Here is a 25,175-nt window from a genome sequence, read left to right as displayed (position 1 = left end):
GGCCGCCTTGGGCCGCCGCGCAAAACCAATAACTCAGCGGTGCGCCGACAGCGTCACAGCACGCACCTGATCACCCGCGGAAAGGCGCAGACGCTTGGCCGTCAGCGGATCGACCACCAGGGTGCCGGCAGCCAGGCGTGCAGGCGCAGCGGTGATGCGGCAATCCTGGCGCTTGCGGTTGTGTATCAGGAAAGGCTCGGCGTCATCGCCTGGCGTGCCAATGGCCAGCACCAGGTTCTGGCTGCCCTGCACGGCGCGGATCTTCGCGGTTTCCGCCTCGATAGCCGGGCCGGCATCGAAGATGTCGACATAGCCCTGGTAGCTGAAATCCTCGGCCTTGAGCATGGCCAGCGCCGGCTCGGTGTCCGGGTGTACCCGACCGATCACGGCGCGCGCATCTTCGGACAGGAAGCAGGTATAGAGCGGAAACTTGGGCATCAGCTCGGCGATGAAAGCCTTGTTGCCAACGCCGGTGAGGTAGTCCGCCTGGGAGAACTCCATCTTGAAGAAATGCCGACCAAGGCTTTCCCAGAACGGTGAACGCCCGCGGTCATCGGACATGCCACGCATCTCGGCGATCACCTTGTCGCCGAACAGCTCGCGAAATTCGGCGATGAACAGAAAACGCGCCTTGGACAGCAGGCGGCCGTTGAGGCCCGTGCGGTGATCGGCATGCAAGAACAGCGAGCACAATTCCGAGTTGCCAGTCATGTCGTTGGCCATGAACAGCGTCGGCACCTGGCGGTGGATGTTCAGCTCCTGCGAGGCGCTGACGGTCAGGCCGACCCGGTAGTTGTACCAGGGCTCGCGCAGGCCGACGGCACCGGCCACCGCAGAGATGCCTACCACCTTGCCGGCATCGTCTTCGAGCACGAACAGGTAGTCGGCGTCGGCGCGTTCGGCCTCGCCACGAAATGCCTTCTCCGCCCAGCCGACCCGATGCGCCAGGCGCTCCTCGTTGGCCGGCAGCGTGGTCAGGCCAGCGCCGGTACTGCGAGCCAGGTCGATCAGGGCCGGCAAGTCGGCACTGCGCACGGGACGAACGATCATAAAACCTCCAGATTCCTCAAGAGCACCGCCGGCACTCTCCTCTGCCCATGAAGGGCGCCCTCTCCTGCGGAGCAGGGGTTAAACCGCTACCAACCTGACACTGGCACCCTCACCGACCCCCAGCGCTTCGGCCGCCTGCGCACTGAGTACCACGGGTTTGCCCGGCACCCAGTCGAGGTCGGCAACGATGGCGCGGAAGTCCTGCAACTGACCGTTGCTGACCAGATACTGGCGGCCACCGGCCTCGGCCTCACCGATCTTCACCGGCACCAGGCGGCTCTGCGCGATGCTACGAATGCCCGAGGTGCGCGCATGCAGGGTCGGGCCACCATCGAAGATGTCGATGTAATGGTCGGTCTCGAAGCCTTCGCGCATGAGGATGTCGAAGGTGATCTGCGCACGCGGATGCACCTGGCCCATGGCCTCCTGCGCCTCGTCCGAGAGCAGCGGCACATAGATCGGATAATGCGGCATCAGCTCGGCGAGGAAGGTGCGGCTTTTGAGGCCGCACAGGCGCTCGGCCTCGGCGTAGGTCATATCGAAGAAATTGCGCCCCAGCGCGTCCCAGAACGGCGAATCACCGTTCTCGTCACTGTGGCCGACGATCTCCACCACCACGGCATCGGCGAAGCGCTCCGGGTGACCGGCCATGAACAGCAGGCGCCCGCGCGAATTGAGCTCGGCGAACACGCTGCTGACCAGCGGGCGCTCGACGTAGAAGCTGGTGAGCAGGCTGTTGCCGGTCAGGTCATGACACAGCGACAGCACGTGGATCTTGTTGTGGATCTTCAGCTCGCGCGAGTTGTGCACGAAGGTTTCGTTGCGAAAACTGTAGAAGGGCTCGGAGTAGCCCGCCGAGGCAACGATGCCGGAACAGCCGACCAGGCGGCCGCTCTCGGTGTCCTCGAGCACGAAGAAGTAGCTCTCCTCGCCGTTGAAACTGACTTCGGCGGCGAACGACGCATCCGAGGCGGCGATCTTGTCGCCCAGCCGGCCTGCATCGTCCGGCAAGGAAGTGACACCCACCGGGCTGTCAGCAGCCAGTCGCTGCACATCCGCCAGGTCCGCCATTTGCGCAGGGCGCATCACCAGCATGGGTCACTCCTTCTAAACAGGGAATTCGTAGCCCGGGTCGGGCAAACAGCCGTGGGAGGTGCTTCGGCTCAGGCATCCTGCTTCGCTCTAGCTCCTGCATCCATGCAGGAGCAGCCGCGATTGTCGCGGCTAAAGCTCCACCCACAGCAAGTCAGCGACGACTCAGGCTGCCGTCAGTTTGCTCAGCGCACGCTCGAAACGAGCCAGGCCTTCGTCGATATCGGCCTCTTCGACCACCAGGCTCGGGGCGAAACGCACCACATCCGGGCCGGCCTGCAGAATCATCAGCCCCTCGGCGGTGGCGGCATCGAGTACCTGCTTGGCCTTGCCCATCCAGGCGTCATTGAGCACGCAGCCGAGCAACAAGCCCATGCCACGTACCTGCTCGAACAGGCCGTACTGCTTGCCCAGCGCCAGCAGGCGGGTCTTGAACTGTTCGCTCTTGGCTTTGACGCCGTTCAGCGTCTCGGCAGTGTTGACGATATCCAGTACCGCCTCGCCCACCGCACAGGCCAGCGGGTTGCCGCCGTAGGTGGTGCCGTGGGTACCAGGCGAGAAATGCTTGGCCAGGTCAGTGGTGGTGAGCATCGCCGCGATGGGGAAACCACCGCCCAGGCTCTTGGCGCTGGAGAGGATGTCCGGCACCACGCCGTAATTCATGTAGGCGAACAGCTCGCCGGTACGGCCCATACCGCTCTGCACTTCATCGAATACCAGCAGCGCGTTGTGCGCGTTGCACAGCTCGCGGGCACCTTCCAGATAAGCCTTGTCGGCTGGCAGCACGCCGCCCTCGCCCTGGATCGGCTCCAGCACCACCGCGCAGGTCTTGTCGGAGATGGCGGCTTTCAGCGCCTCCAGATCGTTGTACGGCACATGGGTGATGCCCTGGATCTTCGGCCCGAAACCGTCGGAGTACTTCGGCTGGCCACCGACGCTGACGGTGAACAGGGTACGACCGTGGAAACTGTTGGTCGCCGCGATGATCTCGTGCTTCTCCGGCCCGAAACGGTCATGAGCGACACGCCGCGCCAGCTTGAACGCGGCCTCGTTGGCCTCGGCGCCGGAGTTGCAGAAGAACACGCGCTCGGCGAAGGTCGCCTCGACCAGCTTCTTGCCCAGGCGCAGGGTCGGCTCGTTGGTGAACACGTTGGAGATGTGCCACAGGGTATTGGCCTGCTCGGTCAGCGCCGCGACCAGCGCCGGGTGGCAGTGGCCAAGCACGTTGACGGCGATGCCGCCGGCGAAGTCGATCAGCTCTCGACCGCTCTGATCCCAGACTCGCGAACCCAGGCCGCGCACGGGTACGAAGGCAGCAGGGGCGTAGTTGGGGACCATGAACTGGTCGAAATCGGCGCGTTGCACCGCATCGTGCTGAACGGACATCAAAGCTCTCCTGATGAGAAATACCGGCCGCTGGCAGGCGGCAAAGCGCCCGAAACGACAGGGAATGCAAGGATTGTAGGGACTGAATCGGGGCCGGCATTGTCGCCATGCGACAACTTCTTACAGCGCCACCCCAGGTTTTCCGCGGGTTTTCGTCCAAGCGACAGAAAGCGTCGGAAAGGCGCAGTTTAATCGCAGATCGCCGCCCGGAGCACGCCACAGGAAAAATTCTCCGCAGGCTGACCGGTCAGTATCGAAATTCACGCCTGCGTAGCCAGGATGCAATCCGGGCTACGGCCACCGCGGCGTAGGAGCGAGCTCTGCTCGCGAACCGAGGGCAACACCAGAGTTTCGCGAGCAGAGCTCGCTCCCACAAGGCGTCTCAGCCCCGCTCGACCGGCGTCGACGTCAGCTCGAAGGGGCTGTTGCTGCGGCGCTGGTTGCGGTCATCGCGCGGCGTGGCGCCAAAGAAGTTGCGGTAGGCACTGGAGAAATGCGGCCCCGAGGAGAAACCGCAGGACAGGCCGATCTGGATGATCGACTTGCTGGTCTGCATTAGCAGCTGGCGCGCCTTGTTCAAGCGCAGCTCCAGGTAATACTGGCTGGGCACACGATTGAGATACTGCTTGAAGATGCGCTCGAGCTGACGACGCGACACGCACACATGCTGGGCGATCTCGTCGGTGGTCAGCGGCTCCTCGATATTGGCTTCCATCAGCAGCACGGCCTGGGTCAGCTTCGGATGACTGGAGCCCAGGCGGTTCTGCAGTGGGATACGCTGACGTTCACCGCCCTCGCGAATGCGCTCGACCACCAGCTCCTCGCTCACCGCACCGGCCAGCTCGGCGCCGTGGTCGCGCGCCAGCACCGCCAGCAGCAGATCGAGCACGGCCATTCCGCCACAGGCGGTCAGACGATCGCGATCCCAGTCGAACAGGTGGCTGGTGGCGATGACCTTGGGGAAGCGCTCGGCGAAGTCGTCCTGCCAGCGCCAGTGCACCGCCGCGCGATAACCATCGAGCAAACCGAGCTGAGCCAGCGGATAGACCCCGGCAGACAGCCCACCGATCACACAACCGCTGCGCACCTGCTGCTTGAGCGCAGCCGCCAGACCGGCCAACACCTGCGCCGGCGGCGTATCGGCGAGCAGAAACAGCTTGTCCAACCCTTCCAGATGCCCGGCCCAGGGCTCGCCCGGCAGACGCCAGTCACCCGCAACCAGCGGCTCGGCCTGGAGGAACACCAACTCGTACACCACTTCTGGATGCACGCGCTGGGCAACACGCAGGGCTTCCTCCGCCAGAGACAACGTCAAAGCCTTGGTGCCGGGCCAATAGAGAAAGCCGATTCGATGGGGGGTCATTAGCGTCTATTCAATGGGTTCAACGCACCAGTTAAGTGCGCAGTCTAGCTTCTTATTATTTGAGACTGCCTGAAAGAAACTGCTGCAGTCGTTCGGATTGCGGATTGGCCAGCACTTCCTTCGGGCAACCGCGCTCTTCAACCAGCCCCTTGTGCAGGAATACCAGCTGGTTCGACACCTCGCGGGCAAAACCCATTTCGTGGGTAACCACCACCATGGTGCGACCTTCGGTGGCTAGGTCCTGCATCACCTTGAGCACTTCGCCGACCAGTTCCGGGTCGAGCGCCGAAGTCGGCTCGTCGAACAGCATCACCTCCGGCTCCATGGCCAGGGCACGGGCGATGGCCACGCGCTGCTGCTCACCACCGCTCATGTGCACCGGGTAGGCATCCTTGCGGTGCGCGACACCGACCTTGGCCAGGTAGTGCTCGGCCTTGTCGCGGGCCTCGGCCTTGCTCACGCCGAGCACATGCACCGGCGCTTCCATGACGTTTTCCAGGGCGCTCATGTGCGACCACAGGTTGAAGTGCTGGAACACCATGGCCAGGCGCGAGCGCATGCGCTGCAGTTGCTTGGCGTCGGCGGCACGCAGCGAACCATCCTTGGCCGGCACCAGCTTCAGCTCTTCGTTGTTGAGCAGAATCTTGCCGGCATGCGGCTGTTCGAGCAGGTTCAGGCAGCGCAGGAAGGTACTCTTGCCCGAGCCGCTGGAGCCGATGATGCTGATCACGTCGCCCGCCTTGGCCGCCATCGACACGCCCTTGATCACCTCATGGCTGCCGTAGCGCTTGTGCAGGTCCTGAACTTCGAGTTTGTACATGTTCGGGTTCTCTTGAATCGTCATGGCATCAGCCCTTGCGCGGGGCCATGTAGGCCAACCAGCGACGTTCGGCCAGCTTGAACAGGCGCACCAGGATGAAGGTCAGCGCCAGGTAGAACAGGCCGGCGGTGATGAAGGCTTCGAACGGCATGTAGTACTGCGAACTGACGGTACGCGCCGCGCCAGTGATGTCGATCAGGGTCACGATCGACGCCAGCGACGTGGTGTGCAACATCATGATCACTTCGTTGCTGTACTGCGGCAGCGCACGGCGCAGCGCGGACGGCAGCAGGATGCGCCGGTACAGCTTGGCTCGCGACATGCCCATGGCCTTGGCCGCCTCGATCTCACCCGGCGGCGTGGCCTTGAGGCTGCCAGCGAGGATTTCCGCCGTGTAGGCGCTGGTATTGATGGCAAACGCCAGGCAGGCGCAGAAGGTGGCGCTGGAGAAATACGGCCACATGAAGCTGTCACGGATGAACTCGAACTGAGCCAGGCCGTAATAGATCAGAAACAGCTGTACCAGCATCGGCGTGCCGCGAATCACGTAGGTGTAGAGCCAGGCCGGGAAGTTGACCCAGGGCGATTTCGACACCCGCATCAGCGCCAACGGCAGCGCCAGGCTGAGACCGACCGCCAGGGAGATCAGCAGGATTTTCACGGTGACCAGCACGCCGCCCCAGTACAGCGGCAGGTTCTCCCAGATCATTTGATAGTCGAAGATCATAGGTCAGCCGCCTTGGTACCTACCGAATACCGTTTCTCGAGGAACCGCAGCGCCAGCAAAGACACACTGGTCAGCACCAGGTACAGCCCCGCCACCGCCAGGTAGAAGGTGAACGGCTCACGCGTCGCGTCGGCCGCGCTCTTGGCCTTGAACATCATGTCCTGCAGGCCGACCACGGAAATCAGCGCGGTGGCCTTGGTCAGCACCAGCCAGTTGTTGGTGAAGCCGGGAATGGCGAAACGGATCATCTGCGGCACGAGAATGCGAAAGAACACCTGCATCCCGCTCATGCCATAGGCCGCGCCAGCTTCCGCCTGCCCCTTGGGGATCGCCATGAAGGCGCCACGGAAGGTTTCCGACAGGTAGGCCCCAAAGATGAAACCCATGGTGAACACGCCGGCGACGAAGGGGTTGATGTCGATGTAATCGTCATAGCCGACCATGGGCGCGATGCGGTTCACCATGTCCTGACCGCCGTAGAAGATCAGCAGAATCAGCACCAGATCGGGGATGCCACGAATCACCGTGGCATAGGTATCACCCAACGCCGCCAGCCAACGCACCGGTGACAGGCGAAAGGCCGCACCCAGCAGGCCGAGGAAGATCGCCACTGCCATCGACGTCAGCGCCAGAAGCAGAGTGAGCCAGGCACCATCGAGAATGGTCGAGCCGTAGCCTTGAAGCATGCGCTAATACCTCTCAGGCACCCCAGGCGCCGCCTAGCACAAAGAAAATTCATGTCGCTCACGCGACGGGTCGTACGGTTGGCATTCAGCCAAAGCCAGCAAGAACCGACTTCGTAGAACCAAGAAAAAAGTGGCACCAACCTTTTCAGGTTGTGCCACTTTTTTGCCTGGGACGCTTACTCGCCGTAAACGTCGAAGTCGAAGTACTTGTCCTGCACTTCCTTGTACTTGCCGTTGGCGCGGATGGCCAGGATGGCAGCACTGATCTTGTCGGCCAGCGCCTGATCACCCTTGCGCACGGCAATGCCTTGACCTTCGCCGAAGTACTTCACCTCGGTGAAGTCCGGGCCGGCGAATGCGAAGCCCTTGCCAGCGTCGGTCTTGAGGAAACCCTCGTCGATGTTCACCGAGTCAGCCAGGGTGGCGTCCAGACGGCCGGACTGCATGTCCAGGAACACTTCGTTCTGCGAGCTGTAACGGACGATCTCGGCGCCGGCCGGAGCGAAGATGTCGGTGGCGTAACGGTCATACACGGACGAACGCTGCACGCCGATCTTCTTGCCTTTCAGGTCGACCAGCGGGTCCTTGATCTCGGTACCGGCTTTCATCGCCAGCTTGGCGGGGGTGGCGTAGTACTTGCCGGTGAAGTCCACGGACTTCTTGCGGTCTTCGGTGATCGACATGGACGACAGTACGGCGTCGAACTTGCGCACTTTCAGGGCCGGGATCAGACCGTCGAACTCCTGCTCGATCCACTTGCACTCGACCTTCATCTCTTCGCACAGGGCGTTGCCGATGTCGTAGTCGAAGCCGGAAATCTGACCATCGGGAGTCTTGAATGCGAAGGGCGGGTAGGCCGCCTCGATGCCAATGCGCAGCGGCTTCTCGGCCATGGCCAAGGGCGACATCAGGGACAGCGCCAGGGCGCCAAGCAGTGCGATCTTCTTCATTCTTTGCTCCTTCGAATTGGGTATGACATCGATGGCAGTGAGGGGCCCGGGCCTTTTATGGATTGTAGAAGGCGGTGCTGCGCTGTCGTGGTGGACAAGCGACAAAGGGGCCTTGGCTGGGTGTGCGGCATTCTAGCGGCAGGCAATGAGGCGATATTTCCTCAATGCGACAACTAATTACAGAAGCACCAGAAGCGCCGGGCGCAGATATTGACAGCCCGCAAAAGGAGTGATCAAGCAGAAAAGGGTAAACGGATATCTACAGCAATACTCAGGCCATGAATCAGCAAAAGCCCGTTTCATGGGCTTCAACGCCGCTTTCGCATGTCATCCAGCGCTGTAAATGGCACCGTATCGGCGCACCAACGTTCCCTAACCGCCCAATCGGGCGCGGGCTGTTACCGTGGCGCCACGCAAACCGTAGGGGGCGCATAGGTACACGACCACGCACTGGAATAGCCGTCATTCCCGCGAAGGCGGGAAACCAGGCGTTACGCAATACCTGGGCTCCCGCCTTCGCGGGAGTGACGATCAATAGCGCACGAGTCACTCACCCACACGCAAGCTAAGCCGCGCTATCACGCGGTTTTCCTCGGCGCGATCCAGGCCGGCTTCCTCGACGCGCACGCCCTGCTCTTCCAGTGCCTGAATCCAGCGCAGCAACTGAGCGAACGCCACCGGCTGCAGGTTGACCTGCACCGCACCAAAACCCTCGGTATCCAGGCGCTCGATCACCAGCCCCTGCTGCGCCGCACTCGCTGTGACCACGCCCTGCAGGCGCGCCGGGTCGAGGCTGGCGCGCGGCTGCAGGTCACGCCCCTGCACCTGCGGCGCACGACTTTGCAGATAGGTATAAAGCGCGCGCTGCTCCTCGAACGCGGCGCGCGCGGCCTGGGCATGGCGCTGCGCCGGTTGCCACAACGCCAGGTAGAACACCACCAGCAGCAGGAAGACGCTCAGCGCCGCCAGCGCCAGGCGATCACGCGTCGGCAGCGCCTGCCAGCGTTGCGCCAGCGGCGAACGCTGCCAGTGCAGTTGCAGACTCTCACTCAACCCCGTTCTCGACATGCTGCTCATCCTCCTATCACCACGCGCGCGCTGACGCCTTCGGCCTCGCGGCTGGCCGAGCCCATTTGCACCGACAGTCCTGCCGCCTCCAGGCGCTCACGCAAACGCTCCAGCTCGGCGAAGCCCGGTGCCTGCAACTGCAGCGACATATCGGTACGGGTCGCGCTGTAGTCGAGCTGATTGACCTGTACCTGCGGCGCGCCCTCGGCATGTAGCGCCGCTGCCACCTCGGCCAGCAGGCCGAGCACCGGGCTGGCGCTGCCCGAAGACTGCGCCAGATGCTGATCGAACTGCGCGCGCAGGTTGATCAGCTTGCTGTCCTGCGGAAACAGCTCGCGGTACAGCGCCTCGCTGGACGCAGCATAGGCATCGGCCTCACGCTGCAAGTACCAGCCCTGCGCGAGATTGAAGCCCCACTGCAGTACAAGACACAGCGCCAGCACCCCGGCCAGCGGCCGCCAACGCAGGCAGCCGTCACCGCTCTGGCGCAGGGCGAACTCCCCTTGCGCGAGGTCGACACTCGCGTGCTGACGCACCAGCCACTGATGCGCATCTTCCAACAGGTGCACTTCATCGACCGATTCGGGCAGCGCCTGCCCCGCCGGCGCACTGGCGATATGCGGCGTGGGGCAGCGCCCTGCCAGCACCGGCCAATCCTCGCGCTGCAAGGCCAGACGCCAAGGCGCCTCGCCACCGAGCAGCCACCGCGAGTGCAGCCAGAGCAGTTGACTGCCCTGGGGCGGCAACAGATCGGCATCGACCCGGATCGCCTGCGGCGGCTGCGCCGCGAACAGCGCCAGGCACTCGCGTAACCAGCTGGCGCGCAGCGCGTAGACACGGTGACGGCCATCGGCCAGTTGCTCACCCAGGGCCAGATGCATCAGTTCGACATCCTCGGCCAGCAGCTCCTCCACCGCGAACGGCAGCGCCTGGCGCATCCAGCGCGCCTTCTGCGTCGGCAGTTGCACGGCGCACGCGGTGACGGCCTCAACCGGCAGCACCAGTTGCCAGTGCGCTGGCAAATCGGCCAGTGCCTCGGCCAGGCTCAAGGCGCGACTGTCATCTGCCGTAACGCGCATGACGGGCAGGTCCGCTGACAGGTCGTGGCACGCCTCGGGCGGCAGGAATATCCATGTCGGGTTCATTCTTGTTCTTCCGTAGAGCCTATTCAAAGCATCGCGAGCTAGAGCCATGCAAGGCAAAAACAGGCGAAGACGCGGAGTTTACGAGCTGTAAATGAGCAGTCCGAGCCTGTTTTTAACGCCGCAGGGCCGACGCGCAGCAGGCTTTGAACAGGCTCTCGATGGACTAAGGCGGCACACCGCCCTGCCCCAAATCACGCGCCAGGACACTGACCTGGCCATCATTGCTGCGCTGCAACAGGCTGCGCAAGACCACCCGGCGTTCACCCAGGCTCACTTCGCTGAACACCTCGAAATACTGGCTGCCGACCGCCAGTCCCTGCACCACCTGCTCGCCCAGGCCGGCAAGCGCAGGCTGGGCAGCGAAGGCTGCAGCGCTGGGATAGCCTTCGGCGCCGCGCCCGGCGATCAGTGACATGGCCGCATCCGGACTCAAGCCGTCGGACAGACTGGAGAGCACCATCGCACTGGCCGTGTTGACGTTGAGCAGCGCCTCGCTCGGCAGCGCGCTGACGAAGGGCAGTAAGCGCCGGTAGTCGGCCTCCTCCATTTCCAGCAGCAGGCGCAGTTCGGACACATCAGTGATCTCGCGATTGGCCGTGCGGTAAGGTGGTGTCGCCAACAGGTACTGGCCATCCTCCGCGCCATTGCCGCCCTGCAGCTCGCTGTCGCTATCGAGCCAGTCCAGCAGGCGCTCGGCATAAGGTTTGTCGATTCCCAGGCGCAGCAGCAGGCGACGCAAACGCAGCACCGCCAGCTCGTTGGGTCGGCCCTGGCGCACCAGGCTATTGAGATTGAAACGACCGCTGGGGTCGACGATACGCACACGCAGCTCGCCGCCCTCATCCAGCGGGAACGGCGCCAGCGGCCGGGCCCAGGGCTCCAGCGGATGGTCCACCGGCTGGCGCGGATCACCCTGACGCAGATCGCGTTCGAGAATCGCCTTGGCCAGGGTCTCGCCGCCCAGTGCGTAGTGCCAGGCCTGGGTCATGTGCAACTGGTTGGCGCTGCTGCGGATCGACAGCTGCTGACGAGCGATCAAACCAGCGCAGACCACCGTCACCACGGCGACCACCAGCAGCACGGTAATAAGCGCCACCCCACTCTGCCGCCTCATGCCTGCGGCACCTCATTCGGCTCGTCCGCCGACCCGCCAGCACGGTTCTCTGCCGGCAAATCCGGCAAGCGCAGCAGGCGACGCAATTCGCCATAACGGCGATGCTGCAGGCGCAGCTCGATGGCGCGCGGCAAGTCGGTGAGCAGGCCATCGCCAGAGGCATTGGCCGGCGGCCAGTCGGGCTGCCACTGCCCGTCCTTGTCCAGATAGCGCAGGCTCAGCGATTCGACGCCATCGAGTGCCTGCTGGATTTGCGGTGCGCTGTCCTGCGCGCGGTCCAGCACGCGCCAATAACGGCGCTGCCATTGCTCGCCACTGAGCTGCCAGCGCACTCGCTGCACCTCCGCTCGCGGTTGGCCCAGCGGATTGCGCCAGCCAGCGCGGGTCAGCTCCAGCGCCGTGGCATCGGTCAGGTCGCTGTGCAGCGCTGGCTGAGCATCGCCGAAACCATCGCGAATCGGCCGCACCGTCACCTGGCGCAGGTCGCGCTCGAAAGCAGACAGGGCGCGGGTCAGCTCGCGCAACTGGCGTTCGTGCTCGCGGGTAACGGCATCGGCGCTGAGCACGCTGTCGAGCATGCGGTAGGTGGCCAACCCCAGCAGGGCGAAGATGGCGATGGCGATCAGCAGCTCCAGCAGGGTGAAGCCGCGCTGCGGACGAATCACTGCGGCGCCCCCAGAAAACCGCTGAGCGTGACCTGCGCGCGCTCACGCAGATCGCCACTGGCGCCGCGCTCTTCGGCGGCGACCCACAGCGTCACACGGCGCATGGCAGGCTCGCTGGTGGCCTGGATTTCGCTCTGCCACGACCAACGGCGCCCAGCGAATTCCACCTGGCCCTGATCGCGGCCATCGGCGGGCGGGGTCTCGGCCAGTTGCAATTCCGTCATGCGGTTATCGGCCACCCACATGGCCAGGGTCTTGTCTTCCAGTTGGCTGGCGGTACGCACGCTACGTGCACTGGCGGTCAGCACACTGGCGGCGACCAGGGCAAAGATCGCCAGCGCCACCATCACCTCGAGCAGCGTAAAACCGCGCCCCCCTTTCATCCGGCACGCCCCGCGCCCAACTCCTCGACACGCGGCAGGCTGAAGCCATCACTGGACAATTGCAGGCGCAGGCCGTCGCGGCGGCGCTCGGCCAGGCGCAAGCGAAACGGCGTCAGCTCGCCGCTTGAGAGAATCAGCAACTGCGGCGTATCAGCACCAGCCTCGGTCGTCAGGCTCAGGGCCTCGCCCTCCACTTCAAAGGCCAGCTCGGCCCACTCCGGCAGGCGATGAACCTGACGATCCAGCGCCTGCCACTCGGCGCGCTGCGGGTCATAGCGCAGGACTCGATAACCTTCACGGGTGAAGCTCAAGCCGTATTCGCGGTTATCCAGCACCGCCTCATCGAGCAGCACGCCGATCAAGCCACTGAGGCGTTCGGCCTCGCTGCGCAGCTCGCGCCCCGGCCCGGCGATACCGGCGCTGAACACCGCCAGGCCGATCAGGCTGCCGAGAATGACCAGCACCACCAGCAGTTCGATGAGGGTGAAGCCACGCTGACCAGACTTTGTAGGAGCGAGCTCTGCTCGCGAAGGTTTTTCATGACGCATGCTTCGCGAGCAGAGCTCGCTCCTACAGGCGAACGGCGGCATGGTCGAGTCAGAGATCCCAGTTGCCGATATCGGCGTTCAGGTCGCTGCCGCCCTGCTTGCCGTCCGCACCAAGAGAATACAGGTCGAATGCGCCCTTGGTACCAGGTGCCAGGTATTGGTAGGGGTTGCCCCACGGATCGATGGGCAGGCGCTTGAGGTAGCCGTCCTTGTTCCAGTTCTTCGCCTGCGGATTGCCGCTCGGCTTGCTCACCAGCGCTTCCAGGCCCTGCTGGGTGCTGGGGTAGTTGTGATTGTCGAGCTTGTACATATCCAGCGCCGCACCGATGGCACGGATGTCGTTCTGCGCGGCGGTGACCTTGGCCTGATCCGGCCGGCTCATCACCTGCGGCACCACCAGCGCTGCCAGAATGCCCAGAATCACCACCACGACCATGATTTCGATGAGCGTGAAACCTGCTTGTCTGCGTATCACCTAATTACCCCACCATTTGGTTCAAAGAAAGAATCGGCAACAGGATGGCCAGCACGATCACCAGCACCACTGCCCCCATGAAGACCAGCATGAACGGCTCGAACAGCCCGACCAGCAGGGCGATCTGCGCGCTGAGGTCGTTCTCCTGGTTCTTCGCCGTGCGTGCCAACATCTGATCCAGCTCGCCTGAGCGTTCGCCGCTGGCGATCATGTGCAACATCATCGGCGGGAACTGCCCGGTGGCCTCCAACGAACGGGTCAGGCTGCCGCCCTCGCGCACCTTCTGCGCCGCCACCAGCACCTCGCCACGGATCACCCGATTGCCGATCACCTCGCCGGCAATCGCCAGCGCCTCCACCAGCGGCACGCCACTGCGGGTAAGGATGGCCAGGGTCGAGGCGAAACGCGCGCAATCGGTGGCGCGACCCAGCCGGCCTATCAGCGGGATACGCAACAGAAAGCGATGCCAGCGCAAGCGGAAGGCCTCGTCACGCAGTGCGGCGCGCAGGGCGATCACCGCCAGTACCAGCGCCACCAGTGCAACCAGCCCCCAGGCCTTTACCCAGTCACTCAGGGCGATCAGCCCACGCGTCAGCGCCGGCAATGTCTGCCCGGAATCGACGAACACCTTGACCACGTCCGGCACCACATAGCCAAGCAGAAAGCCGACGATCAGCAGCGACGCGCACATCAGAATCACCGGATAAAGCAGCGCCAGCTGGACCTTCTGCCGCGATTGCTGACGCTGCTCGGTGTAATCGGCCAACTGTTCCAGCACCGGGCCGAGGTGCCCCGCGTGCTCACCCGCCGCCACCGTGGCGCGATACAGCTCGGGAAAAGCGGCCGGAAATTCCTTGAGACTGCCAGCCAGGCTATGGCCCTCCAGCACGCGAGCGCGCACCGCCAGCAACATGCCCTGGATACGCGAGTTGGTGGATTGCGCGGCTGCTGCGCGCAGCGCCTCTTCGATGGGCAATGCCGCCTGGATCAACGTCGCCAACTGGCGGGTGACCAGCGCCAGATCACGTGCCGACAGGCCACGGGCAAACCCCAGGCGTGCCCCGCCGCTGCCCTGCTCTCGGCTGCGCGTGGCCTTGACCTCCAGCGGCGCCAGCTGGCGCTCACGCAGCAACTGGCGTACCTGGCGCGCGCTATCGGCCTCCAGCACGCCCTTCTGCTGACGGCCGCGCCCGTCCAGGGCGATGTATTCGAAAGCGGCCATCTATTCTTCTCGCGTCACGCGCAGCACTTCCTCGACCGTGGTCACCCCTTCCAACACCTTGCGTCGGCCATCGTCGCGGATGCTCGGGCCCAGCGTGCGGGCGTGGCGGGTCATGTCTTGCTCTGAGGCGCGGCTATGCACCAGGGTGCGCATGGTTTCGTCAAACACCACCAGTTCGTAGATGCCAGTACGCCCACGATAGCCCTGCTGATGGCAATGGGCGCAGCCGCGCGCATGGTAGAGCGTCGGTGGCGAGCTGGCCGACACGCCAAGCAACGCGCATTCGGCCGCATCGGCGGCATAGGGTTCCTTGCACGACGGGCACAGCACGCGCACCAGGCGCTGGGCCAGCACGCCGAGCAGCGATGACGACAGCAGGAACGGCTCCACGCCCATGTCCACCAGCCGGGTGATGGCGCCTATGGCGCTGTTGGTGTGCAGCGTCGACAGCACCAGGTGGCCGGTCAGCGAGGCCTGCACGGCGATCTCGGCGGTTTCCTTGTCACGAATTTCACCGACCATCACCACGTCCGGGTCCTGGCGCAGGATGGCGCGCAGGCCCCGGGCGAAGGTCATGTCCACCTTGGTGTTGACCTGGGTCTGGCCGATCCCTTCGAGGTGGTACTCGATGGGGTCCTCGACGGTAAGAATGTTGCGCGTGTGGTCATTGAGGCTGACCAGGCTGGCGTACAGCGTGGTGGTCTTGCCCGAACCAGTGGGGCCGGTGACCAGCAGAATGCCGTGCGGCTTGCGCACGGTGTCTTCCATCAGCGCACGATCCTCGGCGCGCATACCCAGGTGCTGCAGTGACAGGCGCCCGGCCTGTTTGTCGAGCAAACGCAGCACCACCCGCTCGCCGTTGGCCGAGGGCAGTGTCGATACACGAATGTCCACCTCGCGCCCGCCGACCTTGAGCGAGATGCGCCCATCCTGCGGCACGCGCTTTTCGGCGATGTCCAGCCGCGCCATGACCTTGACCCGTGACACCAGCAGGGCAGCCAACTCACGCTTGGGTTCGAGCACCTCACGCAGGATGCCGTCGACGCGAAAGCGCACGACAAGACGTTTCTCGAAGGTTTCCAGGTGGATATCGGAGGCGTTTTCCTTGATTGCCTCGCCGAGAATGGCGTTGATCAGGCGGATGATAGGCGCATCGTCCTCCTGCTCCAGCAGGTCTTCGGTTTCCGGCACCTGATCGGCCAGCGAGGCCAGGTCGAAGCTGCCGCCAATATCCTCGGCCAGTTGCATGGAAGCGGAGTCGTGCTGATAGGCAGCGCCCAGCGCCTGGGCGAACGCCTGGGTATCGAGCACCTGTAGCGGCAGGCTGCGCCCGGCGAAACGCTGCGCCTCGGCCAGGGCTGCCAGATCGCAGTCGGCGCGATGGGCCAAACTGGCGCGCCCGTCATGCATGACGAACACCAGGCCATGACGCTTGGCGAAACTGAAGGGCAAGCGGCGCAATGGGGTTTCGAGCAGCGAAGCGTTCATGCGAGACCTTAGAACAGAACCTTATCCCGGTATTACAGCCTAACCTGGCCGTTTTGACCCAATGGGCCACCTCTGGGACGGTCTTCTTGTATGTTTATGCGATTATCTTTAAGAACCAGTTCAGGATCTCGCGAGCTAGAGCCATACAAGGCAAAAACAGGCGAGGAAGCAGAATTTACGAGCTGTAAATGAGCATTCCGAGCCTGTTTTTAACGCAGTAGGGCCGACGCGCAGCAGATCGTGAGCAGGTTCTAACACATTGCCAGGAACTGCACACCCACCCTATTTGGGGGATGCCAAGCGCGAGCAGGCTGCTATGATCAGCGCGCGACGCCCCGCACATAAGAAGAACTAGAACGTCGTTTTCCGGAGTGATGCTTTTGCCCATGTCGGCCCTTTCCCAGCGGCTCAAGGACAATGCCCCGAGCCTGATAGGCATGCTCGTGCTGATCGCCCTGAGCGTCAGCCTGGCCTGGCAGAGCGCCGAACTGCTGCGCCTGGTGCGCGGCCCTGTGCAGCAAGCGCCCAGCCAGAGCACGCCCAGCCCCGAACAACGCGCGCAGGCGCCCATCGACCAGCTGTTCGGCACGCCACGCCAGGCCGACAGCGGCCCGCCGCCGGCCACCAACCTGCAACTGACCTTACTTGGCAGCTTCGTGCACAGCGACCCGCAACGCTCCAGCGCGATGATCCAGCGTCAGGGCCAAAGCGCCCAGCGTTTTGCCGTCGGCGCGGACGTGGACAACGGCGTGCGCCTGGATGCCGTCTACGCCGACCGCGTCGAGCTGGTGCGCAACGGCCGCCGCGAAAGCCTCACGTTCCCGCGCCCGAGCAGCAGCCAATACAGCTACACCCCGCCGGTCGAAACGGCAGCACCAGACTCGCTGCAACAGCTCGATCAACTCGACCAGGACAACCTCGAACAACTGCGCCAGCGCATGCAGGCGCTGCGCGAGCAGATGGAAGCCTCCGGCACCCAGCCTGTGGAAACGCCCCCTGATCAGCCCATGGAAAGTGACTGAACCGATGCATTTTTTCCGTAGCCGACTGACCCTCGCCCTCCTCGCCGCCGGCCTGGCCACCGCACCGCTGCCCCTGCTCGCGCAGATCCAGCAGGTGCCGGCCAGCGCCAACCAGCAGGAAGAAAGCTGGACCATCAACCTGAAGGGCGCGGACATCCGCGAGTTCGTCGACCAGATCGCCAGCATCACCGGGCAGACGTTCGTCGTCGACCCGCGCGTGAAAGGCCAGGTCAACGTGGTGTCGAGCACGCCGCTGGGGCTGTCCGAGGTCTACCAGCTGTTCCTCTCGGTCATGGCCACCCACGGTTTCAGCGTGCTGACCCAGGGCGACCAGGCGCGCATCGTGCCCAACGCCGAGGCCAAGGCTGAAGCGGATGCCGGCCGCCCAGCGCCTGATCGCCTGGAAACCCGCCTGATCCAGGTGCAACATGCGCCGGTGGCGGAGCTGATCCCGCTGATTCGCCCGCTGGTGCCGCAATACGGCCATCTGGCCGCCGTCACCTCGGCCAACGCGCTGATCATCAGCGACCGCAGCGCCAACATCGCCCGCATCGAAGACCTGATGCGCCAGCTCGACCAGAGCGGCGCACAGGACTTCAGTGTGGTCACCCTGCAGAACGCCTGGGTGATGGACGCAGCCGAGGTGCTCAACACCGCCATCGCCCGTGGCCAGGCCAAGGGCACCAGCGCTACTCAGGTGGTGGCCGATGCGCGTACCAATCGCCTGATCCTGCTTGGCCCGCCGGACGCCCGCGCCAAGCTCGCCGACCTCGCCCGGTCACTGGATACGCCCACCAGCCGCTCGGCCAACACCCGGGTGATTCGCCTGCGTCACAACGACGCCAAATCCCTGGCCGAAACCCTCGGAGAAATCTCCGAAGGCCTGAAGAACCAGCAGAACGGCGAAACCACCGGCAAGCAGTCGAACATCCTCATCCGCGCCGACGAGAGCCTCAACGCCCTAGTACTGCTGGCCGAACCGGACCTGGTGGCCACTCTCGAAGACATCGTGCGTCAGCTCGATGTACCGCGTGCGCAGGTGATGGTCGAGGCGGCCATCGTCGAGATTTCCGGCGACATCACCGATGCCGTCGGCGTGCAGTGGGCGGTGGACGCACGCGGCAGTACCGGCGGCCTGGGTGGAGTGAATTTCGGCGGCACCGGCCTGTCGGTCGGCACCGTGCTGCAGATTCTGCAGGATGGCGAAATTCCCGACGGCACCACCCTGCCCGACGGCGCCATCATCGGCATCGGCAGCGACCATTTCGGCGCACTGATCACCGCGCTGTCAGCCAACAGCAAGAGCAACCTGCTATCCACGCCAAGCCTGCTGACCCTGGACAACCAGAAGGCGGAAATCCTCGTCGGCCAGAACGTGCCGTTCCAGACCGGCTCCTACACCACCGACGCATCCGGTGCCGGCAACCCCTTCACCACCATCGAGCGCCAGGACATCGGCGTCACCCTCAAGGTCACGCCGCACATCAATGAAGGCGCCACCCTGCGTCTGGAGATCGAGCAGGAAATCTCCTCCCTCGCTCCCAGCACCGGGCTCAACGCCCAGGCGGTCGACTTGGTGACCAACAAGCGCTCGATCAAGAGCACCATCCTCGCCGACGACGGCCAGGTGATCGTGCTCGGCGGCCTGATTCAGGACGACGTCACCCAGGCGATTTCCAAGGTGCCGCTGCTAGGCGACATTCCCCTGCTCGGCGGGCTGTTCCGCTCGAACCGCGACTCGCACATCAAGCGCAACCTGATGGTCTTCCTGCGGCCCACCGTGGTACGTGACGGCGCCGGCCTGGCTGCGCTGTCGGGCAAGAAGTACAGCGATATCCGCATCCTCGGCGACGGCAGCAACGGCCGCCCGAGCATCCTGCCCAGCACCCCGAACCAGCTGTTCGACGGTCAGGGCGCACCAGCGGTGGATTTGCGAGAGTAAAGATAGGGCGCTGGGGGCAACACGCTGAATCGTGGAGTACCACAAACCGTGGGAGGCGCTTTAGCGGCAGCCGTCGCGGCTAAAGCCCATCCCACAAGACCGATGCAACCTGCCCCCTTTCCCATTTATGGGTCGTAGGGCGGGTGAAACCCGCCGAAATGGCAGTGGCGGGTTGCACCCGCCCTACACGCTGAATCGTGGAGCACCACAAACCGTGGGAGGCGCTTTAGCGGCGAAGATCTCTGCAGCCGTCGCGGCTAGAGCCCCTCCCCAGGGCCGCAGGGTTACCTCACAACACTGGCGTACGCGGTGGCACCAGGCGTTTGCTGCCGGTCGCCTCATAGGCTGCCGCCAGTTGCAGCAACACCGAGTCGTCATAGGCACGGCCGGCGAAGGTCAGGCCCACCGGCATACCGATATCAGCCATCACGCCCATCGGCACGGTGACGGTCGGCACGCCCAGGTGACGGATCGCCAAGTTGCCGTTGGCCACCCACACACCGTTGCTCCAGGCAATATCGGCGGAGGCCGGGTTCACATCGGCATCCGCCGGGCCAACGTCGGCCACGGTGGGGAACAGCACAGCGTCCAGCCCCAGTTGATCCATCCAGTCTTCCAGATCGATCTTGCGAGTGTGCTCCAGGCCGCGCAGGCCGTCAGGCAGCGTGGCGATCTGGTCCCAGGGCTTGATCCCACGCTTGGCCATGTTGACGTATTCGTCCATGCCCGCCGCCAGATCGCCCTCGCGATTTGGCAGCGTGCCGGGGTCGTGCGGGAATATCTGCGGGCCATCGACATCGGCCAGACGATTGAGCTTGGGATCGCCATTGGCACGCAGGAAATCGTCGAAGGCCCAACCACTGAGCTCCCACAGTTCGTCATGCAGGAACTCGGGCGTGACGATGCCGCGATTGAACACGGTCGGCGCACCGGGGCGATCACCTTCGCAGTTGGACACCAAGGGGAAGTCCACTTCCACCACCTCGGCGCCGGCCGCTTCCAGCGCCTGGCGCGCGGCTTCCCACAGAGCGATCACCGTCGGCCGGGTGTGAATGCGCTGGCCGGTCGGGCCACCGATGCCCGGGTTCTCGCTGGTACCGGCGGCTTCGTCCTTGTTGATGAACATCTTCGGCACACCCAGGCGCTTGCCCTTGAGCGTATCGGCCTTGGCCGCCAGCGCCAGGTAGGACGCGGGGCGTACTTCGGAGGCTTTCGGGATCGGCACCCAGGGCTGCAAACGCCACAGGTCGCCGCGGCTGTCGGCATCGTCGGCCACCACCACGTCGAGCACTTCCAGCAGGTCGGCCATGGTCCGGGCGTAGGGCACGACCACGTCCATGGTCGGCGTCAGCGGCCAGTTGCCGCGCACCGAGATCACCCCACGCGACGGTGTGTAGGCGCACAGGCCGTTGTTCGACGCCGGGCCACGCCCGCTGGACCAGGTTTCCTCGGCCAGGCCGAACGCGGAGAAGCTGGCAGCGGTCGCCGTGCCGGCGCCGTTGGACGAGCCCGAGGCGAACGGCGCCGTCAGGTAATCGGCGTTGTACGGGCTTTCGGCACGGCCATAGACGCCGCGCTGCATGCCGCCATTGGCCATCGGCGGCATGTTGGTCTTGCCCAGGCAGATGGCGCCGGCCGCGCGCAGGCGCTCGACGGTGAAGGCATCACGCTGCGCCACCAGGTCCTTGAACGCCGGGCTGCCGGAGGCCGCCGTCAGGCCCTTGACCAGGTAGCTGTCCTTGGCGGTGTAGGGAATGCCATCGAGCGGGCTCAGCGTCTCGCCGCGAGCGCGGCGTGCATCGGAGGCCTCGGCCTCTTTCAGCGCATCGGGGTTGCGCACCACCACCGCGTTGAGCCTAGTCGGCGTGTCCGCGCCGTCGTAGGCGTCGATACGTGCCAGATAGGCCTTGACCAGTTCGACCGCCGTGGTGCGGCCGGACTCCAGCGCGGCGCGCAGCTCGGCAATGGAAACTTCGGTTACCTCGATCATGGTGTCATCACTCGCAAATGGCGGGCCGCGTCTACGGCCACGGATACGAAAACAGCGTGTGCACGGCCGACGCTCACGGGCAGATTCAGTCATGCAACCATGTGCCCGATGATACATCCCACCAGGCCTTCGCAGCAGCCCGCGCCAATGGCCAGGACGCGCGCCACGCATTACAGTCTCGCCACCGATTACGCTGCATTGGGCAGAGCAGGCTTATGACCCGCGAAGAACGCATTCATCTGTGGTCGGCGCTGTCGGAGGTATTCGTCGACACCGAAGTCGACTACGGATACATCGCCCGTCAGGTGGCAGGTTTCGACCGTGCCACAGTACAAGCCGCCTTCTACCAGGACGTCGCTCCCGCGTGCTACTCCAACATGCTCGCGCCCATCCCACCGATCTGGACAGGCTTCGACAGCGCCTGGCTCAGCGAAACCATCGAGCAAGCCCAAGCGGCGCGACAGAGCTCCACACTGCGCCGCCTGCGCGACCGCCTCTTCATCGCCTACCTGCGCCGCGCACTGAGAGCGGAATGGGCGAAGATCGAGCAGGAGCTGGATCGCAGCCTTACAAAACCGTAGGAGCTCGCTGGCGGGCGATGCTCTTCTCAGGATCGCCCGCCAGCGGGATCCTACAGAGTCAGCGTCCTGCTATGTTCTCAGTCTCTGCACACGAAACAGGAGAACATCGCCATGCCCAACCTCACCGGCGGCTGCCTCTGCGGTCGGGTGCGTTTCGAAACCAGCGGCCAGCCTTATCGGGTCGGCGTCTGCCACTGCATGGACTGCCGCAAGCACCACGGCGCCCTCTTCCATACCTCGGCGATATTCCCGCAGGACGCGGTAAAGGTAGAGGGCGAAACCGGCCAGTACGCCGGCCGCCACTTCTGCCCGCGTTGCGGCTCGCCGGTGTTCGCGCGCTCGGGGGATGAAGTCGAAGTGAATGTCGGTTCGCTGGATGAGCCGAACCAGTTCACCCCCACCTACGAACTCTGGACCATCCGCCGCGAAGCCTGGCTACCGCCCTTGCCCTTCGATCGCCACTACCCAGGCGACCGCGACCGCAGCACGCGTCACGAGTAGTACCGCTCAAGCATCGGCTGCGCGCCGACTTACCCACCCGAGCATCAGCCCGGCCTGGAAGAACTGCACCGGTGCCTCGAAACCAGCGGCCTGGATGATGCCCGCCACCCGCTGCGCCGGTAGCACCGCCACATCGCGAGCGTAGGCTGCACGCACACGCTCCAGCATCTGCGCATCGACCCCGGCCGCTGACATCAACGTCATCCAGCCTGGCAGCAATACCTCATAGGCCGGCGACTGGATATCCGCTGCCAGGTCGACACTGGCCAGCAGCCCGCCGGGTTTCAGGCGCTGTGCGATCTGGCCGAAGAACCCGGTACGCACCGCCGGTTCGAGCAGAAACTGCGACACCAGAAAACAGGTCGCGCCATCGTAGGCCGCCCCAGGCGCCAGCGTATCCAGATAGCCCTCATGAAAGTCGCAGCGCTCGGCAAAGCGGCCGTGCTCCGCACGCTGGCGACACACCTCGAGCATCGCCCCGGACGGATCGAGCGCAGTGAAGCGCCAGCCCGGAAAACGCTCGGCCATGTGCGCGATTTCCGCCCCCGTCCCGGTGCCCACGCAGAGTATCCGCGCGTCGGACGGCAGGTCGATGAACAGCGCATCGAGCAGCAAATACAGCGCCTCACGAATCGGCGCCATCCCCGCCCATTGCTTGTCGTAGCCCGCCGCCTGCTGATCGAACAGCGCCTTGATTTCCTCGTCACGCATGGCCATGCCTCCGTCTCGAATGATCCCCTCACGCCTTCCAGTATCCCAGAGCTGTCAATCCCCCCAGCGAGCGACTACAAGCCCAATCCAACTTTGTGGGCACTTTGCCAGAACATCAGGGGACTAAGTGGCATGTCCCTTCCAAGCGAACCCGATATGCAGAGCCCGACCTTCGAACAGAAAGCCTTCATCCTCCTGCTCGTACTGGTGACCATCGCCTTCTTCTGGATACTGCTGCCGTTCTACGGCGCGGTGTTCTGGGCCATGGTCCTGGCCGTGGTGTTCGCACCGCTGCAGGAGCGCCTGCTGCGGCGCACTGGCGGCAGAGGCAACCTGGCCGCCCTGCTGACGTTGATCATCTGCTTGCTGGTGGCGATTCTGCCGGTGATCTTCATCACCTCCGCCGTGGTGGCCGAAGGCACCGCCCTGTACCAGAAGCTCGAATCGGGCGAGCTGGATACCGGCGCCTACGTCACCAGCTTCATCCAGATGCTGCCACCGTCGATCCAGGAACAGCTCGACCGCGTCGGCATAAGCAACCTCGAAGGCCTGCGCGAACAGATTTCCAAGGGCGCCATGGCCGGCAGCCAATACCTGGCGACCAAGGTGTTCGCCATCGGCCAGGGTACCTTCGAGTTCTTCATCGGCTTCTTCGTGATGCTCTACCTGCTGTTCTTCCTGCTGCGCGACGGCAAGGATCTGGTGCATAGAATCCGTACCGCCATCCCGCTGGCCGACACCACCAAACGCCGCCTGCAGATCAAATTCACCCGCGTGGTGCGCGCCACGGTGAAAGGCAACGTGGTGGTCGCTGCCGTACAGGGCGCGCTCGGTGGTTTCATATTCTGGGCGCTGGGCCTCTACAGCCCGTTGCTATGGGGCGTACTGATGGCGTTTCTGTCACTGCTGCCGGCAGCCGGCGCCGGCATCATCTGGGCGCCGGTGGCCATCTACCTGATGCTCAGCGGCAGCATGGTGCAAGGCATCATCCTCACCGCCTTCGGCGTGCTGGTGATCGGTTTGGTGGACAACATCTTGCGCCCCATCCTGGTCGGCAAGGACACCCGCATGCCCGACTACCTGATCCTCATCTCCACCCTTGGTGGTCTCTCGCTGCTGGGCCTCAACGGCTTCGTGATCGGCCCGCTGGTGGCGGCGCTGTTCGTCGCCAGCTGGAACCTGTTCGGGGCGAAGAAAAAGATCAGGTTGCCGGCGTGAATCGAGCCCGGTTCATTCCGGGGCTCGGACCCAGAAGGCAATGCGGCAGTTCGCCCTAGCGCGTATTCAGCAAGGTGGTGATAAAAGACCGAGACGCCACTTTGCTCGGAACTAGCGATGGACTTCAGCGAATACGGAAACCCGGCTGGCAAACCTGTCGTTTACTTCCACGGGGTGCCGGGCTCGCCTTCTGAGGCATCCGTATTCGACGCGCCAGCCCGAGAACAAGGCCTGCGTATTCTCTGTTTCGACCGTTTCACCATCGACCACTCCAGTACAGGCACTGACTACTACCGACAGATCGCTCAGGCGATCAGCGAGACCGTGCAAGGTGCTCGGGTCGACTTCATCGGCTTTTCCCTCGGCGCGCATGCCGCATTGGAAGTCGCTGCCCTTATGTCAGGCCAGGTTCGCAGCCAGCACCTGGTTTCCGCCGCCGCCCCGCTCGATGGTGGAGACTTCCTCGATCAGATGGCGGGCAAGGCCGTGTTCTCGCTGGCCCAGCGCAGCCCAGGCTTGTTCCAGTGGCTGGTGAAGTGGCAGGCGCTACTGGCCAAACGCGCACCGCAGCTGCTGTTTCGCATGTTGTTCGCCAGTGCTCAGGGGCAGGATCGGGAGCTGGTGAAATCACCGAAGTTCAAAGCGCTTATCTGCCAGGTACTGCAACAGTGCTTTGCCCAAGGTACGACCGGCTATACGCGGGACATACAGCAATATCTCCAGCCCTGGTCAGCCAGCGTCTTCGCCTGCGAGGCAGATGTATGCCTATGGCATGGCGCCGAGGACAACTGGTCGCCCTTCGCTATGTCGGCGTATCTGGCTAAGCGCCTCCCAAACAACGTGCGCGTCGAGCGGATGGTGGGGCTTTCTCACTACTCCTGTCTGTATGCGGCAGCTCCCAGGATTTGCGCGCAGATAGCCAATGAGTGACATCCAATCTGGCGTCTACTTCCACACACGGTCTTTACTAGCTCAGTGACTGGGCTGCTTTCGGCCAGATTCTGTTGAAAAAGTAGCTGCTTCCCCAC

25 protein-coding genes are annotated in these 25,175 nt (G+C 64.1%); 6 read left to right on the top strand and 19 right to left on the bottom strand.

Translation table 11 applies throughout. The features are described from left to right. Window positions 1-33: 33 nt before the first annotated feature. From astA to gspE, 17 genes are all read right to left on the bottom strand, one after another. A complete protein-coding gene (gene astA, locus CXP40_RS11570; RefSeq protein ID WP_106733831.1) occupies window positions 34-1,050 on the bottom strand; it encodes an arginine N-succinyltransferase in 1,017 nt (338 codons plus the stop codon). Window positions 1,051-1,128: 78 nt separating this feature from the next. Next, the gene (gene aruF / locus CXP40_RS11565) at window positions 1,129-2,145 is read right to left on the bottom strand and encodes an arginine/ornithine succinyltransferase subunit alpha (protein WP_106733830.1); all 1,017 of its coding nucleotides are present in this window, start codon (window positions 2,143-2,145) and stop codon (window positions 1,129-1,131) included. A gap of 162 nt (window positions 2,146-2,307) precedes the next feature. Continuing rightward, complete coding sequence (locus tag CXP40_RS11560) at window positions 2,308-3,528, bottom strand: aspartate aminotransferase family protein (protein ID WP_106733829.1); 1,221 nt, start codon at window positions 3,526-3,528, stop codon at window positions 2,308-2,310. Window positions 3,529-3,910: 382 nt separating this feature from the next. Further along, window positions 3,911-4,891 carry a transcriptional regulator ArgR gene (argR, locus tag CXP40_RS11555; RefSeq protein ID WP_106733828.1) on the bottom strand — a complete coding sequence of 327 codons (981 nt, stop codon included), beginning with the start codon at window positions 4,889-4,891 and terminating at the stop codon, window positions 3,911-3,913. Between the two features lie 55 nt (window positions 4,892-4,946). Further along, complete coding sequence (locus CXP40_RS11550) at window positions 4,947-5,711, bottom strand: ABC transporter ATP-binding protein (RefSeq protein WP_106733827.1); 765 nt, start codon at window positions 5,709-5,711, stop codon at window positions 4,947-4,949. Between the two features lie 28 nt (window positions 5,712-5,739). Then, entirely contained in the window at window positions 5,740-6,438 is a 699-nt protein-coding gene (locus CXP40_RS11545; protein ID WP_106733826.1) for an ABC transporter permease, read from the bottom strand. Then, a complete protein-coding gene (locus CXP40_RS11540; protein WP_106733825.1) occupies window positions 6,435-7,124 on the bottom strand; it encodes an ABC transporter permease in 690 nt (229 codons plus the stop codon). Before CXP40_RS11540 ends, CXP40_RS11545 begins: the two co-directional genes overlap by 4 nt. A gap of 176 nt (window positions 7,125-7,300) precedes the next feature. Further along, window positions 7,301-8,074: an ABC transporter substrate-binding protein gene (locus tag CXP40_RS11535; RefSeq protein WP_106733824.1), complete on the bottom strand. Its 774-nt coding sequence runs from the start codon at window positions 8,072-8,074 to the stop codon at window positions 7,301-7,303. 546 nt (window positions 8,075-8,620) lie between these two features. Next, the gene (locus tag CXP40_RS11530; RefSeq protein WP_106734017.1) at window positions 8,621-9,142 is read right to left on the bottom strand and encodes a type II secretion system protein M; all 522 of its coding nucleotides are present in this window, start codon (window positions 9,140-9,142) and stop codon (window positions 8,621-8,623) included. Window positions 9,143-9,147: 5 nt separating this feature from the next. Then, window positions 9,148-10,287 carry a type II secretion system protein GspL gene (gene gspL / locus CXP40_RS11525; RefSeq protein WP_106733823.1) on the bottom strand — a complete coding sequence of 380 codons (1,140 nt, stop codon included), beginning with the start codon at window positions 10,285-10,287 and terminating at the stop codon, window positions 9,148-9,150. A 163-nt stretch (window positions 10,288-10,450) separates the two neighbouring features. After that, entirely contained in the window at window positions 10,451-11,401 is a 951-nt protein-coding gene (gene gspK, locus CXP40_RS11520; RefSeq protein WP_106733822.1) for a type II secretion system minor pseudopilin GspK, read from the bottom strand. Next, a complete protein-coding gene (gspJ, locus tag CXP40_RS11515) occupies window positions 11,398-12,063 on the bottom strand; it encodes a type II secretion system minor pseudopilin GspJ (protein ID WP_256579332.1) in 666 nt (221 codons plus the stop codon). Before gspJ ends, gspK begins: the two co-directional genes overlap by 4 nt. Next, window positions 12,063-12,449 (bottom strand): type II secretion system minor pseudopilin GspI, encoded by a 387-nt coding sequence (gspI, locus tag CXP40_RS11510; protein WP_106733820.1) that lies wholly within the window; start codon window positions 12,447-12,449, stop codon window positions 12,063-12,065. The genes gspJ and gspI overlap by 1 nt, the downstream gene beginning before the upstream one ends. Beyond that, a complete protein-coding gene (gene gspH / locus CXP40_RS11505; RefSeq protein WP_106733819.1) occupies window positions 12,446-12,997 on the bottom strand; it encodes a type II secretion system minor pseudopilin GspH in 552 nt (183 codons plus the stop codon). Before gspH ends, gspI begins: the two co-directional genes overlap by 4 nt. 49 nt (window positions 12,998-13,046) lie before the next feature. Continuing rightward, window positions 13,047-13,472 carry a type II secretion system major pseudopilin GspG gene (gspG, locus tag CXP40_RS11500; protein ID WP_099525190.1) on the bottom strand — a complete coding sequence of 142 codons (426 nt, stop codon included), beginning with the start codon at window positions 13,470-13,472 and terminating at the stop codon, window positions 13,047-13,049. Between the two features lie 4 nt (window positions 13,473-13,476). Further along, window positions 13,477-14,694 carry a GspF family T2SS innner membrane protein variant XcpS gene (xcpS, locus tag CXP40_RS11495; RefSeq protein WP_106733818.1) on the bottom strand — a complete coding sequence of 406 codons (1,218 nt, stop codon included), beginning with the start codon at window positions 14,692-14,694 and terminating at the stop codon, window positions 13,477-13,479. Further along, window positions 14,695-16,182, bottom strand: coding sequence for a type II secretion system ATPase GspE (gene gspE, locus CXP40_RS11490; protein ID WP_106733817.1), 1,488 nt, complete (start codon window positions 16,180-16,182; stop codon window positions 14,695-14,697). Window positions 16,183-16,568: 386 nt separating this feature from the next. Between gspE and CXP40_RS11485 the strand changes: the two genes are divergently transcribed. Together CXP40_RS11485 and gspD are read left to right on the top strand one after the other, a co-directional pair. Beyond that, window positions 16,569-17,204: a type II secretion system protein N gene (locus tag CXP40_RS11485; protein WP_256579281.1), complete on the top strand. Its 636-nt coding sequence runs from the start codon at window positions 16,569-16,571 to the stop codon at window positions 17,202-17,204. A 4-nt stretch (window positions 17,205-17,208) separates the two neighbouring features. Next, window positions 17,209-19,146 carry a type II secretion system secretin GspD gene (gene gspD / locus CXP40_RS11480; protein ID WP_106733816.1) on the top strand — a complete coding sequence of 646 codons (1,938 nt, stop codon included), beginning with the start codon at window positions 17,209-17,211 and terminating at the stop codon, window positions 19,144-19,146. A 289-nt stretch (window positions 19,147-19,435) separates the two neighbouring features. On the opposite strand, the gene CXP40_RS11475 is transcribed toward gspD, so the two are convergent. Beyond that, a complete protein-coding gene (locus CXP40_RS11475) occupies window positions 19,436-21,136 on the bottom strand; it encodes an amidase (protein WP_106733815.1) in 1,701 nt (566 codons plus the stop codon). 215 nt (window positions 21,137-21,351) lie between these two features. On the opposite strand from CXP40_RS11475, the gene CXP40_RS11470 reads away from it, so the two are divergent. Then, window positions 21,352-21,717 (top strand): hypothetical protein, encoded by a 366-nt coding sequence (locus CXP40_RS11470; RefSeq protein WP_106733814.1) that lies wholly within the window; start codon window positions 21,352-21,354, stop codon window positions 21,715-21,717. Window positions 21,718-21,828: 111 nt separating this feature from the next. After that, window positions 21,829-22,218, top strand: a complete 390-nt coding sequence (locus CXP40_RS11465) for a GFA family protein (protein WP_106733813.1) — start codon at window positions 21,829-21,831, stop codon at window positions 22,216-22,218. A gap of 6 nt (window positions 22,219-22,224) precedes the next feature. Here CXP40_RS11465 and CXP40_RS11460 read toward each other — a convergent pair whose 3' ends face one another. Further along, complete coding sequence (locus tag CXP40_RS11460; RefSeq protein WP_106733812.1) at window positions 22,225-22,929, bottom strand: trans-aconitate 2-methyltransferase; 705 nt, start codon at window positions 22,927-22,929, stop codon at window positions 22,225-22,227. Window positions 22,930-23,085: 156 nt separating this feature from the next. Between CXP40_RS11460 and CXP40_RS11455 the strand changes: the two genes are divergently transcribed. Together CXP40_RS11455 and CXP40_RS11450 are read left to right on the top strand one after the other, a co-directional pair. Then, window positions 23,086-24,147 carry an AI-2E family transporter gene (locus CXP40_RS11455; RefSeq protein ID WP_106733811.1) on the top strand — a complete coding sequence of 354 codons (1,062 nt, stop codon included), beginning with the start codon at window positions 23,086-23,088 and terminating at the stop codon, window positions 24,145-24,147. Window positions 24,148-24,264: 117 nt separating this feature from the next. Next, complete coding sequence (locus CXP40_RS11450; protein WP_106733810.1) at window positions 24,265-25,077, top strand: alpha/beta hydrolase; 813 nt, start codon at window positions 24,265-24,267, stop codon at window positions 25,075-25,077. The last annotated feature ends 98 nt before the right edge of the window (window positions 25,078-25,175 follow it).

This window comes from Pseudomonas sp. YY-1, from assembly GCF_002843095.1.
Taxonomy (GTDB): domain Bacteria; phylum Pseudomonadota; class Gammaproteobacteria; order Pseudomonadales; family Pseudomonadaceae; genus Aquipseudomonas; species Aquipseudomonas sediminis_A.
Note: the sequence above shows the minus strand (reverse complement) of the source record. Positions and strands in the feature narration are given on the sequence as shown.